Annotated in this window: 13 protein-coding genes; 8 read left to right on the top strand and 5 right to left on the bottom strand. The window is 62.9% G+C overall.

Features of this window, described 5'->3' with window-relative positions:
* Nucleotides 1-6 precede the first annotated feature (6 nt).
* The 3 genes from JFU04_RS10250 to glnT all read right to left on the bottom strand — a co-directional run bounded on the left by JFU04_RS10250 (nucleotide 7) and on the right by glnT (nucleotide 3065).
* Nucleotides 7-681 carry a GltB/FmdC/FwdC-like GXGXG domain-containing protein gene (locus JFU04_RS10250; RefSeq protein WP_065905709.1) on the bottom strand — a complete coding sequence of 225 codons (675 nt, stop codon included), beginning with the start codon at nucleotides 679-681 and terminating at the stop codon, nucleotides 7-9.
* Nucleotides 682-692: 11 nt separating this feature from the next.
* On the bottom strand, nucleotides 693-1598 hold the full coding sequence (locus tag JFU04_RS10245; RefSeq protein ID WP_201143989.1) for a class II glutamine amidotransferase: 906 nt from the start codon (nucleotides 1596-1598) through the stop codon (nucleotides 693-695).
* Nucleotides 1599-1730: 132 nt separating this feature from the next.
* Complete coding sequence (glnT, locus tag JFU04_RS10240; RefSeq protein WP_065905705.1) at nucleotides 1731-3065, bottom strand: type III glutamate--ammonia ligase; 1335 nt, start codon at nucleotides 3063-3065, stop codon at nucleotides 1731-1733.
* Between the two features lie 282 nt (nucleotides 3066-3347).
* Here glnT and JFU04_RS10235 point away from each other — a divergent pair, with 282 nt between their 5' ends.
* From JFU04_RS10235 to JFU04_RS10205, 7 genes are all read left to right on the top strand, one after another.
* Complete coding sequence (locus JFU04_RS10235; RefSeq protein ID WP_053139883.1) at nucleotides 3348-3947, top strand: helix-turn-helix domain-containing protein; 600 nt, start codon at nucleotides 3348-3350, stop codon at nucleotides 3945-3947.
* Nucleotides 3948-4271: 324 nt separating this feature from the next.
* The gene (gene purU, locus JFU04_RS10230; RefSeq protein ID WP_065905702.1) at nucleotides 4272-5138 is read left to right on the top strand and encodes a formyltetrahydrofolate deformylase; all 867 of its coding nucleotides are present in this window, start codon (nucleotides 4272-4274) and stop codon (nucleotides 5136-5138) included.
* A complete protein-coding gene (folD, locus tag JFU04_RS10225) occupies nucleotides 5135-6040 on the top strand; it encodes a bifunctional methylenetetrahydrofolate dehydrogenase/methenyltetrahydrofolate cyclohydrolase FolD (RefSeq protein WP_120448162.1) in 906 nt (301 codons plus the stop codon). Before purU ends, folD begins: the two co-directional genes overlap by 4 nt.
* Complete coding sequence (locus JFU04_RS10220; RefSeq protein ID WP_201143988.1) at nucleotides 6022-7263, top strand: FAD-dependent oxidoreductase; 1242 nt, start codon at nucleotides 6022-6024, stop codon at nucleotides 7261-7263. The genes folD and JFU04_RS10220 overlap by 19 nt, the downstream gene beginning before the upstream one ends.
* Before the next feature lie 13 nt (nucleotides 7264-7276).
* Nucleotides 7277-7576: a sarcosine oxidase subunit delta gene (locus tag JFU04_RS10215; RefSeq protein WP_065905694.1), complete on the top strand. Its 300-nt coding sequence runs from the start codon at nucleotides 7277-7279 to the stop codon at nucleotides 7574-7576.
* The gene (locus JFU04_RS10210; protein WP_201143987.1) at nucleotides 7573-10470 is read left to right on the top strand and encodes a 2Fe-2S iron-sulfur cluster-binding protein; all 2898 of its coding nucleotides are present in this window, start codon (nucleotides 7573-7575) and stop codon (nucleotides 10468-10470) included. Before JFU04_RS10215 ends, JFU04_RS10210 begins: the two co-directional genes overlap by 4 nt.
* Before the next feature lie 3 nt (nucleotides 10471-10473).
* On the top strand, nucleotides 10474-11043 hold the full coding sequence (locus JFU04_RS10205) for a sarcosine oxidase (protein ID WP_201143986.1): 570 nt from the start codon (nucleotides 10474-10476) through the stop codon (nucleotides 11041-11043).
* Between the two features lie 146 nt (nucleotides 11044-11189).
* Here the strand turns inward: JFU04_RS10205 and JFU04_RS10200 are convergent, their stop codons facing one another.
* Nucleotides 11190-12596, bottom strand: a complete 1407-nt coding sequence (locus JFU04_RS10200; protein WP_065905691.1) for a purine-cytosine permease family protein — start codon at nucleotides 12594-12596, stop codon at nucleotides 11190-11192.
* A gap of 323 nt (nucleotides 12597-12919) precedes the next feature.
* Here JFU04_RS10200 and JFU04_RS10195 point away from each other — a divergent pair, with 323 nt between their 5' ends.
* Nucleotides 12920-13405, top strand: a complete 486-nt coding sequence (locus tag JFU04_RS10195; protein ID WP_065905687.1) for a flavin reductase family protein — start codon at nucleotides 12920-12922, stop codon at nucleotides 13403-13405.
* A gap of 86 nt (nucleotides 13406-13491) precedes the next feature.
* On the opposite strand, the gene JFU04_RS30600 is transcribed toward JFU04_RS10195, so the two are convergent.
* Complete coding sequence (locus JFU04_RS30600) at nucleotides 13492-14220, bottom strand: methyl-accepting chemotaxis protein (RefSeq protein WP_410017426.1); 729 nt, start codon at nucleotides 14218-14220, stop codon at nucleotides 13492-13494.
* Nucleotides 14221-14243 lie beyond the last annotated feature (23 nt).

The following is a 14243-nucleotide window of genomic DNA, read 5'->3' as shown; positions in this document are numbered from 1 at the left end:
TCCTGATCAGTACGCGGAGGCGTTATCGACTTTGAAGTTGTACAGCTGGCGGGCCGAGCCGTAGCGCTTGAAATCCGCCGCCTGGTGGGCGAAGCCGGCACGGTCGAGCAGTTCCTGCAGCTCTTGCAGGTGCTCGCTGCGCATCTCTTTTTCGACGCAGTCCGAGCCCAGGGACTCCACCGTGCCTTTCACGTAGATGTGGGTCTCGTACAACGAGTCGCCCAGCGCATCGCCGGCATCGCCGCACACCACCAGGCGACCGGCCTGGCCCATGAAGCAGCTCATATGGCCGATGCTGCCGCCGACGACAATGTCGATGCCCTTCATGGAGATCCCGCAACGCGCGCCGGCATCGCCTTCAATCACCAGCAGGCCGCCATGGGCCGTGGCCCCGGCCGCCTGGGACGCGCTGCCTTTGACGCGCACCGAACCCGACATCATGTTCTCGGCACAGCCCACGCCGACATTGCCGTGCACGGTGATCGAGGCCTGTTGGTTCATGCCCGCGCAGTAGTAGCCGGCGTGGCCCTCGATATCGATGGACACCGGCTGGTTCACGCCCACGGCCAGGTTGTGCTTGCCGTTGGAATGGGTCACGCGCCATTCGTGGTCGAGCACTTGCGCGTGCAGCGCCTGGTTGAGGTCACGCACAGTGGCGGTGGAAAGATCGATGGTTTTCATGTGTGCGCTCCTTAAGCTGACTGGCGTTCCCAGATGTACAAAGTGGCCGGTGCCGGCTCCCAGATCCGCGCGTTCTCGATGCCCGGCAGGCTCGACAGCGCCTGGTATTCGGAGGCCATGGCCACGTAGTCGTCGGTCTCGGCGAGGATCGCCGGCTTGCACGCGATCGGATCGCGGATCACCGCAAAACCGTTGCGCGTGCCGATGGCGAAGGTGAAGAAGCCGTCGAGGTCCTGCAGGGAATGGTCCAGCGCCTCTTTGAGCGAATCGCCCTGTTGCAGGCGCCAGGTCAGGTAGCCGGCGGCGACTTCGGTGTCGTTGTCGGTCTCGAAATGAATGCCTTCGCGCTTGAGTTCCTGGCGCAGGCGGAAGTGGTTCGACAGCGAGCCGTTGTGCACCAGGCACAGGTCGGCGCCGGTGGAAAACGGGTGGCTGCCTTCCATGGTCACCGCGCTTTCGGTGGCCATGCGCGTGTGCCCGATGATGTGGCTGCCTTGCATGCCCGCCAGGCCGAAGCGCTGGGAAATCTCCTGGGGCAAGCCCATGCCCTTGAGGATCTCGATGCTTTGCCCGGCGCTCATGATGCGCACGCTCGGCGCCAGTTCGGCCAGGGCCAGGCGCACCGGCGCCTCGTCGGCGTGGATCTTCAATACCGCCGCGCTGGCATTCTGGAACCAATCCAGCGAGCAGCCCAGGCGCCCTTCGAGTTCGCCCATCAAGGTCTTCCAGTCGAAGGCTTCAGTGGTCGCCTGCAAGGTCAACTTGACCCAGCCGTCGGCGACCTCATCACCGTAGATGGCGAAGCCCGCGCTGTCCGGTCCGCGGTCGGTCATGGCCTGCAGCATCGGTTCAAACAGCTTGCCGAGCTGGGGTTCCAGTCGGGGATTTTTCAGGTACAGACCTACGATTCCACACATAAGAGCAGTCCTCACTTTGTTCTGGGTGGCCAGCTGCAAAACTGCAAGCAAGCCGGGTAGACAGATGACTTGGAGCGGCCCCTACCACCGCCTTGACTTGCAGCTTGCAACTCACAGCTGCCGCCCCTTGCCTCAGAAAAATTCGGTGTAGCGCGCGACTTCCCAGTCGCTCACATGACGGCTGTACTCCACCCACTCCATGCGCTTGAGCTTGATGAACTCGCCCACGATCTGCGGGCCGAGCACCTCGGCAAACAGCGGGTCGGCTTCCAGCGCGTCGCAGGCTTCCTTGAGGGATTGCGGCAGGGTCTTGATGCCGCGCTCGGCGATCTGCTCCAGGCTCAGGCTGTAGAGGTTCTCGTTGCAGACGTGGTCGATTTCCAGCTGGCGGTCGATGCCATCCAGGCCTGCCGCGATGATCGCGGCGCTGACCAGGTACGGGTTGCAGCCGGCATCCGGCAGGCGAAATTCCAGGCGACCATACGGCACGCGCACCATCGCCGAACGGTTGTTGGCGCCAAAGGCGATAAAGGCCGGGGCCCAGGTGGCGCCGGACAGCGAGTTGCCCACGACCAGGCGCTTGTAGGAGTTGACCGTAGGTGCGGCGAACGCACACAACGCCGGGCCATGGGCGAGCAAACCGGCAGCGAAGTGATAGGCCAGTTTCGACAGGCCCATGCCGCTCGGATCGCTGGCGTCATGGAACAGGTTTTTGTTCTCGGCGCTGCTGATCGACAGGTGAAAGTGCATGCCGTTGCCAGCGCGTTTCGGGTCGGGCTTGGGCATGAAGGAGCAGATCATGCCCAGGTCATTGGCGATCTCGCCGGCGGCCATGCGAAAGAAGGTAAAGCGGTCGGCCGAGGTCAGCGCGTCGCTGTAGGTGTAGTTGATCTCGAACTGGCCGTTGGCGTCTTCGTGGTCGATTTGATAGACCTCGAAATCCACCGCCTGCAAGGCTTCGGTCAGGCGCTCGAGGAACTCACGCGAACGCGACAGGCCCTTGTAGTCGTAGCAGGGTTTGTCGAGGTTATCGCTGGGGTCGACCAGTTGCAGCTTGCCCTGCTCGTCGCGGCGCATCAGGTTGAATTCGGGTTCCAGGCCGGTGTTGAGGGTCCAGCCCTTGTCCTGCAGGCGCTGCACCTGCTGCTGCAGCACGTAGCGGCTGTCGTAGGGATGGGGCTTGCCATCGACATGCCCGACGCACACCACGCGCCCATAACCCGGTTGCCACGGCACCGGCGTCAGCGTGGACAGGTCACCGCGCGCCATGAAGTCCGGACCGTGGGGCTCCATGCCCATGCCGCTGATGGCAAACCCGGCAAAGCCCGCACCTTCTTCGGCCACGGTCTTGAGCCCGCAAATCGGCACCGACTTGGTCTTGGCCGCACCGTGTATATCCACAAACTGCGCAAGTACGTACTTGATCCCGTGCTTGTCGATGATGCGCTGGGTTTCTGCTGGCAACATTGCGTGTCACTCCTCGCGAAAGGCAAAACCGTGTGGGTGGGCCTAGGCTGTCTTTTTATTCCTAAAAAGAAAGTTAGTTTCCTTACAGGAATGCAATACCCTTGCCAGATTCGCGAGCGGCGGATTGAACTGCCAGTGAAAGCGCTTTTGTGCTGTATATATGGGAAAATTGTTTTCCCCGCAGGAATACGCACAGCGGGATGGCCTTGAAGAGCCAGATCTTGCACTTTCCCAGTGCGAAAATAATATTACTGAACGGAAACCGTGCAGGAGCCGATGATCATGTCCACCGAAACCGCCCCGCGCCTCAAGCTCGAGCAATACCTGGGGCTGCAGATCAAACGCCAGCGCCAGGCCCAGGACCTGAAGCTGTCCGACGTGGCGAAAATCGCCGATATCAGCCAGGGCATGTTGAGCAAGATCGAAAACGCCCAGGTCTCCACCAGCCTCGACACCCTGAGCCGCCTGTGTGATGTGCTCGGGCTGCCGCTGTCGAAATTGTTCAGCGAATACGACCAGCAGGATGGCAGCGCCTTGCTGGTCAAGGCTGACCAGGGCATGGAAGTGGTGCGCCGAGGGACCGAGAAGGGGCATACCTATCACCTGCTCAACCATACGCGCGGGCCGAAAAAGAGCTTCGAGGCGTACATGGTCAGCATGGATGACGCCAGTGAAGAGTTTCCGACCTTTGCCCACCCGGGGACGGAGTTTTTGCACCTGCTCGAAGGTGAGCTGATTTACCGGCATGGGAACCAGCTGTACCGGATGGAAGCGGGTGACAGCCTGACCTTCGAAGGGGAGATTCCGCACGGGCCGGAGCAGTTGGTGCAGGTGCCGATCCGGTTGTTGTCGATCATGAACTACGGCAACGACAAGGAATAACGCAGGCACCGAGGTTGTTTTCTGTGGGAGCTGGCTTGCCTGCGATGCGGGCAACTCGGTCTGCCAGTGGCAGTGGGTGGATGCCTTCGCAGGCAAGCCAGCGCCTACATTTGATCGCATTCCAGCATAGGCACGCGTCGTAAAAATTCCTATCAGTTAAAAAACTTTCCCAAAACCCCTAGACGCCCCGCCCCCATTCCCCTATAAAGCCACTTCAGGAATATTTTATTCCTCACAAGAAAATGCGCTCACGGAACGAGCCCGCTGTCCTCAGACATTTTTTCGCTATGCGATGAGCTGCCGCCATCATCCCGAGGACGTGTCATGCAACACGAAAAAAACCATTTCATCATCAAGGTCACTTGTCCCGCGGTGTCCGGCATTGTCGCTGCCGTCACCACTTACCTGGCGGACAACGCGTGCTACATCGGGGAGATGGCGCAGTTCGATGATGACTTCAGCGGCCGCTTCTTCATGCGCGCCGTGTTTCGCTTCAACGACGGCCACACCGGCGATCTCGAACAGATTCGCGCAGGCTTCGCCGATGTCGCCCAGGCCTTCGACATGCAGTGGGAGTTGTACGACACCCGCGAGCCGATGCGCGTGATGCTGATGGTGAGCAAGTTCGACCACTGCCTCACCGACCTGCTCTACCGCTACCACAAGGGCGAGATGGACATGACCATCACCGCCATCGTCTCCAACCACCTCGACCTGCGGCCGATGGCCGAGCGTGAGGGCATTCGCTTTATCTATCTGCCCGTGTCGAAGGACAACAAGGCCGCGCAGGAAGCCGAACTGATGAAGGTGGTCGACGACACCCGCACCGAACTGGTGGTGTTGGCGCGCTACATGCAGATCCTCTCCGACGACCTGTGCCGGCAACTGTCGGGGCGCGCGATCAATATTCACCACTCGTTCCTGCCCGGTTTCAAAGGCGCCAAGCCCTATCACCAGGCCTACCAACGCGGCGTGAAGCTGATCGGTGCCACCGCGCACTACGTCACCAGCGACCTGGATGAGGGCCCGATCATCGAGCAGGAAGTGCAACGCGTGGACCACGTGTACAAGCCCGACGACCTGGTCGCCATCGGCCGCGACACCGAGACCGTGGCCCTGTCCAAGGCGGTCAAGTACCACCTTGAGCACCGGGTGTTTCTCAACCAGGACAGAACGGTGGTGTTCCGGTGAACGCGCACAAACTGATCGATGGCAAAGCCGCCGCCGCGCAGGTGCTGCTGCAGGTCCGCGAGGACGTCGCACGCCTGCATGAGCAAGACATCCTGCCCGCCCTGGCGGTGATCCTGGTCGGCAACGACGCCGCCAGCCAGGTGTATGTGCGCAACAAGATCCTGCGCGCCGAAGAGGTTGGCATCCGCTCCGTGGAGCACCGCCTGCCCGGCGACACCAGCACCGAACAACTGTTGATCCTGATCGGCCAATTGAACGCCGACCCGGCCATCCACGGCATCCTCCTGCAATTGCCGTTGCCGGCGCAGATGGACGAACTGCGCGCCCTGGAGGCCATCGCGCCGGACAAGGACGTCGACGGTTTTCACAGCCAGAACGTCGGCGGCCTCAGCCAGGGCCGCGCGGTGCTCACGCCGTGCACGCCGAGCGGCTGCCTGTATTTGCTGGAACAAACCTGCGGCGACCTGCGCGGCAAACATGCGGTGGTGATCGGCCGTTCGAACATCGTCGGCAAGCCCATGGCCGCGCTGCTGCTCAAGGCGGACTGCTCGGTGACCGTGCTGCATTCGCGCAGCCACAACGCCCAGGCGCTGTGCCGGCAGGCGGATATCGTGATCGCCGCCGTGGGCCGCGCACGCTTGATTGACGCCAGCTGGCTGAAGCCCGGCGCGGTGGTGATCGACGTGGGTATCAACCGTATCGACGACGCCGGCCGCAGCCGCCTGGTGGGCGATGTCGACTTCGACGGCGCCCTGCCCCATGTCGCGGCCATCACCCCGGTACCCGGCGGTGTCGGCCCGATGACCATTGCCTTCCTGATGAAAAACACCGTGGCCGCCGCCCTCGCGCAACACCACGCCCTACGCAGCCAATCGGAGGCCGTATGCCATTCAATCTATTGAAGTACGGGCTGAGTTCGGAGTACCCGGTGGAGGTGGATCTGCCCCCGCCCAAGGAACTCAAGGCCAGCTATGACGTGGTGATCATCGGCGCCGGCGGCCATGGCCTGGCGACCGCCTACTACCTGGCCAAGTACCACGGCATCAGCAACATCGCGGTGCTGGAAAAGGCCTACCTGGGCGGCGGCAATACCGCGCGCAATACCGCGGTGATCCGCTCCAACTACCTGACCAGCGAGGGTGTGCGCTTCTACGCCGAGTCGGTGAAGATGTTCCAGTCGCTGTCCAACGAATTCGACTTCAACATCATGTACTCCGAACGCGGCCAGCTGACCCTGGCGCATACCGATGCCACCGTGCGTTCGTTCCGCCAGCGTGCCGAGGTCAACAAGCACTTCGGCGGGCGCACCGAGATGATCGACCGCCAGCAGATCCGCGAACTGGTGCCCAGCCTCAACCTTGACCCCGGGCACTTGCCGGTGATCGCCGGGCTCTGGCATATCGACGGCGCCACCGCGCGCCACGATGCCGTGGCCTGGGGCTACGCCAAGCAGGCGGCCAAGCGCGGAGTGGAAATTCATCAACTCACCGAGGTGCAGGACCTGGTCATCGACCACGGCACGATTACCGCCGTGAAGACCAATCGCGGCACCATCAAGTGCGGCTGCGTGGTACAGGCGATTGCCGGGCACAGCTCGTTGCTGATGGCCAAGGCCGGCATCCGCTCGCCGATCCAGACCTTCCCGCTGCAAGCCATGGTCACCCAACCGTTCAAGCCGTTCCTCGACCCGTTGGTGAGTTCCTCCGCGCTGCACTGCTATGTACAGCAGACCAGCCGCGGTGAAGTGGTGTTCGGCGGCGGCTCCGATCCTTATCCGCTGTTCAACACGCGCTCGACCCTCGACCTCAAGGAAAGCCTGCTGGCCCACGCGATCGAAATGTTCCCGTTCCTGGCCAACGCCAAACTGATGCGCCAGTGGGCCGGGATCACCGACATGACCCCGGACTACAGCCCGATCATGGGCCTGTCACCGGTGAAGAACTACTACCTCGACGCCGGCTGGGGCACCTGGGGTTTCAAGGCCACGCCCATCTGCGGCAAGACCATGGCCGAGCTGGTCGCCAGCGGCGGCCAGGTGCCGGCGCTGATCAAGCCGTTCGGCCTCGAGCGTTTCTCGACCTTCCAGCAAGTCAACGAGATGGGCGCTACGGCGGCCAGTCACTGATGGAGAGCGGACTATGAAAATCATGACGTGCCCGCTCAACGGGCCGCGCAATATCAGCGAGTTCACCTACGGCGGCGAGTTCAAGCCGATGCCCGACCCCGTCCATTGCAGCGATGCCGAATGGGCCGACTACGTGTTCAACACCGACAACCTCGCCGGCGTGGTGCGCGAATGGTGGATGCACACGCCGTCCAGCTACTGGTTCCTCGCCGAGCGCCACACAGTCACCGATGAGGTCCTGCGCACCTTCGACCCCAAGGAACTGTTCACCACCCGCGTCGATTTTGCCGCTGCCAAGGAGATCGCCGGATGAACCGCCTTCCCGCGCCCATGGGCTTACTGATCCAGCGTGATCAAGCCCTTGATTTCAGTTTCGATGGCCAGGCGTACCAAGGCTTGCAGGGCGACAGCATCGCCAGCGCCTTGCTCGCCAACGGGCGTTTCCTGCTCTCGCGTTCGTTCAAATACCACCGCCCGCGCGGCCCGCTGAGCATGGCGGGCCAGGATGCCAACAGCCTGGTGCAACTGCCCCGCGAGCCCAACGTGCTGGCCGATGCTCACGCGTTGTCTGCCGGGTTGGCGGTGAGCGCGCAGAACGTCAACGGCTCGCTGGACAACGACAAGGACGCCTACCTCGGCAAGTTCTCCAAGTTCATGCCGGTGGGGTTCTACTACCGCTCGTTCTACAAGCCCAAGGGCATGTGGAAAGTCTGGGAGCCGATCATTCGCAAGAAGGCCGGCCTGGGTGTCCTCGACCTGACGTTCCAGCCCGAGTACTACGACAAGGCCTATCTGTTTACCGACCTGGCCGTCATCGGCGCCGGCCCCGCCGGCTTGCAGGCGGCGCTGACGGCCGCGAATGCCGGGGCCAAGGTGCTGCTGATCGAGCAGCAGCCGATCCTCGGCGGGTCACTGACCTATGCACGCTTCGATATCGCCGGTACCCGCGCCGACAGCCTGCGCCGCGAACTGGTGAGCGCGGTGCAGCAGCACGCGAATATCCAGGTGCTCACCGAGGCCACGTGCAATGCCTGGTTTACCGACAACTACCTGCCGGTAATCCAGGGCAAGCGCATGTACAAGGTGCGCGCGCAGCAGTGCCTGGTGTGCAGCGGCGCCTTCGACCAGCCGGTGATTTTCCGCAACAACGACCTGCCCGGCGTGATGCTGACCAGCGCCGCGCAACGCCTGATGAAACTCTACGCGGTCAAGCCGGGCAAGCGCGCGGTGGTACTGACCGGCAACGACGACGGCTACCTCGCCGCCCTCGACCTGCATGACCAGGGCGTGGAAGTCGCCGCCGTGGTCGACCTGCGCCACGCCCCGGCCGACAAAGCCCTGTCCGGCGCCCTGGCCCAGCGCAAGATCCCGTTGCTGAACAACAGCACCGTGTTCGAGGCCCTGCACGAGAAAGGCCTGCGCCACGTGAAAGGCGTAGACGTGCGCCAGATCACCGGCCAGGGCCAGGTCAGCGCCAGCGGGCAAGTGTTCGACTGCGATTTGCTGTGCATGTCGGCCGGCTACATGCCGGTGTATCAACTGCTGTGCCAGGCCGGCGGCAAGCTGGCCTATGACGACCAGCGAGCCGAATTCAGCCTCAGCGGCCTGCCCCGCAACCTCAAGCTGGCGGGCTCGGTGCACGGTCGGCATCAGCTCGAGAATGTGCTGGCCGACGCCGCCAACGCGGCGGCCGACATCGCTGTCGCGCTGGGCCTGGGCACCACGATTGCGCCGCTGCCATTGCACAGCGAAGCCCAGGTCAACTTCGGCTGGCCGATCTTCCCGCATCCCAAGGGCAAGGATTTCGTCGACTTCGACGAAGACCTGCAAGTGGCGGACATCGTCAATGCCACGCGTATCGGCTACCGCGATGTGCAACTGGTGAAGCGCTATTCCACGGTCGGCATGGGCCCGTCCCAAGGGCGGCATTCGGCGCTGCCGACCGCGCGCCTGGTGGCCTGGGCGACCCAGCGCAATATCAGCGAGACCGGGGTGACCACCGCACGGCCCCCTTTCGTCGCGGAGAAACTCGCGCATGTCGCCGGGCGCGCCTTCGACCCTTACCGGCAGACACCGATGCACGCGCGGCATGTGCAGGCCGGGGCGAAGATGATGCCCGCCGGTATCTGGCAACGCCCGGCCTACTACGGCCGCGCCCAGGATCGCGACGCCTGCATGCAAGCCGAGGCCCTGCACGTGCGTAACCACGTCGGGCTGATCGATGTGTCGACCCTCGGCGGCCTGGACGTGCGCGGCCCGGATGCCGCCGAACTGCTCAACCGCCTGTACACCTTCGCGTTCCTCAAGCAACCGGTGGGCCGATCGCGGTATGCGCTGATGACCAATGAGCACGGGGTAGTCATCGACGACGGCGTGTGCGCGCGCCTGGCCGACCAGCACTTCTACGTCACCGCCACCACCAGCGGCGTCGACCGCATCTACCAGCAGATGCTCAAGTGGAACGCGCAATGGCGCCTCGACGTCGACGTGGCGAACGTCACTGCCGCGATCTGTGCGGTGAACGTGGCCGGGCCGGATTCGCGCAAGGTGCTGGAACAGGTCTGCACTGACCTCGACCTCAGTGCCGAGGCCTTCCCCTACCTCGGCGTGCGCCCAGGCACGGTGGCCGGGATCAAGGCGCGGTTGCTGCGGGTCGGGTTTGTCGGCGAGCTGGGTTATGAAATCCACGTGCCTGCACGCCACGGCCTGGCGCTGTGGGATGCGTTGATGGAGGCCGGCAAGGCGTTCGATATTCGCCCGTTCGGTGTCGAAACCCAACGCCTGCTGCGCCTGGAAAAAGGCCACGTGATCATCAGCCAGGACACCGATGGCATGACCCACCCGGCAGAAATCGACATGGGCTGGGCGGTAAGCCGCAACAAGCCGTTTTTCGTCGGGCGCCGCTCGGTGGACATCCTCGAAGCCCAGCCGCTGAAACGCAAACTGGTGGGTTTCACCTTGCCCAAGGGCAGCGCGCAACCGCTGGAAGGCCACCTGGTGCTCGACGGCCCGGACATCAGCGGCAACGTCACCTCGTGCGAATACTCTGCAACGCTGGGCCGCATCATCGGCCTGGCCTACGCCGGGATCGAACAGAGCACACCGGGGCAGCGCATCCCGATTCGCGTCGAAGGCGGCATCGTCGTCCAGGCCGAGGTGGTGCCACTGCCGTTTTTCGACCCCACCAACCAACGCCAGGAGGGTTAAGCCATGACCAGTCTGAAAGCCCACGAACTCTTCACGCCGCCCTGCCAACTGGTTGACCAGACCGATCTGCCCCGGGTCGGCTTTCGCGGCGCGCAAAGCGCCGAGTACCTCAGCGCACGCGGTTTCACCCTGCCCGCCGCCCCCAACCAGGCCACCCCGCAAGCGGACGGCAGCTGGGTGGCGCGCCTGTCGCAGACCGAATACCTGTTGTTGGGTAGCCCACAGGATCAGGGCCAGCGCATCGCCGATGAAGAGGCCCGCTGGGAGCTGGACCACCGCGCCAACTACCTGCTGCCGCGCCAGGACAGCCACGCCTGTGTGTTGCTCAGCGGCGCGGTGATTGCCCACGTGATGGCCAAGCTCTGCGGGGTCGATCTCGGTTTCCCGGCCTTCCAGCCGGGAGCGGTGGCGCAGACGTCAGTGGCGCGGGTGAATGCGCTTGTGATCCACACCGGGAGTGTGGAGGCACCGGCGCTGCATATCCTCTGGGATCGCGCGTCGAAGGAATACTTCGTCAGTGCATTGCTGGATGCATTGGGCGAGTTTGGCGGCGGCACTCTGCTCAGCGCATGAAGCTGGCTTGAAGTCGATCTAGGTCCAACCTGTAGGAGCGGGCTTGCCCGCGAAGGCGTTGTGTCAGTCAGGACCTATTGGGCTGAGACACCGCATTCGCGAGCAAGCCCGCTGCCACATTCTGAAGCCTGTGGTGTGAGCAAAGGTCAGTCGGTGTAGCCCAACCGCGCCGCCCTGACCTTCTGGGTATGTTGACGTGTCGCCAGGCAGTAATACAGCGGGCACGTCACCACCAACCCCACCAGCCACGACAGGTCCGCGCCGTCCACCAGATTGGCCCACGGCCCCACGTACAGCGATGTATTGGCAAACGGCAGCTGGACAATGATGCCGATGAAATAGGCCACGATCGCATGCAGGTTGAAGCGCCCGTAGACCCCGCCGTCCGCGCGGAAGATCGAGGCAATGTCATACACCCCGCGCTTGATCACATAAAAGTCGATCAGGTTGATCGACGCCCACGGCACCAGCACCAGCAACAGCGCCAGGATCAGCCCGATAAACTGCGAGATGAAGTCCGCCGATGCGCCCAGCGCCACGAGGCAGCAACCGGCCAGGACCACGCCGGACAGCACCACGCGCACCTTGATGCTCGGGGTCCAATGGCTGGCGAAGGTCTGGATCGAGGTGATGATCGACAGCACCGCGCCGTACAGATTCAGGGCGTTGTGGCTGATGATGTTGAGTAGGAACAGCACCATCAGGATCGGTCCGAGCCAGCCAGTGGCTTGCTTGACCGCGACCATCGCCTCGGTGCCTTCGGGCGTGGCCAGTGCCGCGACCAAACCAAATGCGAACGACAGGATGGTGCCGAGGGTGGCACCCAGGTAGGTCGCGATAAACGGCCGGGTGATGCCGATATCCGCCGGCAGGTAGCGCGAATAGTCACTGGTGTAGGGCGAAAAGCTGATCTGCCAGATCACCCCCAGCGACACCGTGGCCAGCCAGCCGGCGGCGTTGAAACCGCCACGGGTGAGGAAGTCCGCTGGCAGGTCATGGGCGAAGATGTAGATGAAACCGGCGAGCAGCGCACTGCCCATCACCCAGGTGCCGATGCGGTTGAGGCTGTGGATGAAGCGGTAGCCGATCACGCCGATGGCGGTAGCGCTGAGCGCGCCGATCAGAATGCTCGCCGGCACCGGCACTGCGGGCACGATGCCGACGATGGATTTGCCGGCCAGCACGATGTTGGAAATGAAAAAGCCGATGTAGATCAGCGCCGCGAAGAACACGATCAGCAGTGCGCCGTAACGGCCGAACTGGCCCCGGCTCTGCACCATCTGCGGGATGCCCATGCGCGGGCCCTGGGCCGACGCGAGGGCAATCACGATGCCGCCGAGCAGATGCCCGAGGGCAATCGCCAGCAGCCCCCACACCAGGTTGAGGTGGAACACCTGGGCCACCATGGCACCGGTGACGATGGGCAGCGGCGCAATGTTGGTGCTGAACCATAGGGTGAACAGGTCGCGGGCCTTTCCATGGCGCTCTGCGAGAGGAACGTAATCGACCGTGTGATTCTCGATCAGGGGATCTTGCCGGGACATCTGGGGCATGGAAATGGACTCGCGTTTGTCTGATCTTATAGTTGTTTGACGCCATACCGGGGGCGCATCGTGGCGGCCCCTCAGATGAACACCATATTATGGTATTCCAACATTTTCACAAGACTGATCCGTAGTCTCAGCGCGCATCTGATCCGCAAGTGTGCCACATGGCCCTCGGCGTTTTCGCGCCTTTACCCCCGTATTTATTGGTTATAAGACCAAAGGTTGACGTTCATCGGCCGCCTGAAAAAGCTGTTGCATCGATTGTATTACGGTATACCATCAGACCTACAAATTCACAAAAACCCGCTCTACCGCCAGAGGACCGTCCCATGATCGATGCCGCTATCTACAAACAAGTGATGGGTTCGTTTCCGTCCGGGGTCACCGTGATCACCACGCTCGATGACGACGGGCAAATCGTCGGGCTGACCGCCAGTGCCTTCAGTTCGTTGTCGATGGACCCGGCGCTGGTGCTGTTCTGCCCCAACTACAGCTCCGACTCGTACCCGGTGCTGATCAAGAACAAGCGCTTTGCGATCCACGTCCTGTCCGGTGGGCAACAAACCGAAGCCTATGCCTTTGCGCGCAAAGGCAAGGACAAGGCACAGGGCATCGAATGGACACTCAGCGAACTGGGCAATCCGATCCTGGCGAACGCCACGGCGGTGATCGAGTGCGAGTTGTGGCGCGAGTATGAAGGTGGCGACCATGCAATCATGGTCGGCTCGGTGAAAAACCTGATCGTGCCCCAGCAGAACGCAGGGCCGCTGGTGTATTGCCACGGCAAGATGGGCGCCCTGCCCCTGGTTGCCTGATTAATTCCGATACACCGCAGCCAAGCCAGCATCCATAGATGAATGCATTTCAACGGTGGGCGCTGGCTTGCCTGCGATAGCGGCGGTCAGGTACGGAAGCGGCTGACCAGCTGGTTCAAGGTCTGCGACAACGCGGTCAATTGCTGCGCATCGCCACGTGTGGAGTCGGCCAGGCTCGCCACCAACTGTGCATCCGCGTGAATCTGGCTGATATGCCGGTTGATGTCTTCGGCCACCTGGTGCTGTTCTTCGGCGGCGGTAGCGATTTGCGTGTTCATGTCGCGGATGACATCCACCGACTCACGGATCAAGCCAAAGCTGGCGCGCGCATCGTTGATCGACACCACGGTTTCCTGGGACACCTCAAGGCTGGCATGCATCTGCTTGCCCATCTGATGGGTGCGCCGCGCCAGATTGCCAAGCAGTCCGTCGATTTCGCCGGTGGAGTCTGCCGTGCGTTTGGCCAGGGCGCGCACCTCATCCGCCACCACCGCGAACCCACGCCCCTGCTCGCCGGCCCGGGCGGCTTCGATGGCGGCGTTCAACGCCAGCAGGTTGGTCTGCTCGGCGATGGAACGGATGGTGCCGAGGATCGACTGGATGTCGTTGCTGTCTTTTTCCAACTGCTCCATGGCCTGGGCCGAGTGGCCGATCTCTTCGCTCAAGCGCCCGACACTGCTCACCGCCGCGTCGATCTGCTGTTGCCCGGTGTGGGCCTGGCGCTGGCCATTGTCGGCAGAGTCGGCAGCCTGGCTGCAGGAGCGCGCGACTTCGTTGGAGGTGGCGACCATTTCATGAAACGCCGTGGAGACCATGTCCACCGCTTCGCGCTGGCGTG

The organism is Pseudomonas sp. TH21 (assembly GCF_016651025.1).
GTDB lineage: Bacteria > Pseudomonadota > Gammaproteobacteria > Pseudomonadales > Pseudomonadaceae > Aquipseudomonas > Aquipseudomonas aylmerensis.
This window is presented reverse-complemented; position numbering and strand designations above follow the sequence as displayed.